General features: G+C 65.0%; 1 protein-coding gene. It reads left to right on the top strand.

What is annotated here, in order from left to right:
- Positions 1-234, top strand: a 234-nt coding sequence (locus tag AC0IXA_RS28190; protein ID WP_471815025.1) for a DUF47 domain-containing protein, incomplete at both ends; no start/stop codon positions are given.

Raw genomic sequence — 234 nt, 5'->3', positions numbered from 1 at the left:
ACGACATGTTCGCCGCGTCCGCGGACAACATCGTCACGGGCTCGAAGCTCCTGATGGAACTGCTCGGAGCGGACTCCTCCGCCCGGGCCGAGATCGCGGAGCGGATGCGGGCAGCGGAACACGCCGGTGACGACGCCACCCACGCGATTTTCCACCAGCTCAACTCCTCCTTCATCACGCCGTTCGACCGCGAGGACATCTACAACCTCGCGTCCTCCCTCGACGACATCATGG

The sequence above is a fragment of the Pseudomonas sp. AC083 genome (assembly GCF_979253165.1).
Note: the sequence above shows the minus strand (reverse complement) of the source record. Positions and strands in the feature narration are given on the sequence as shown.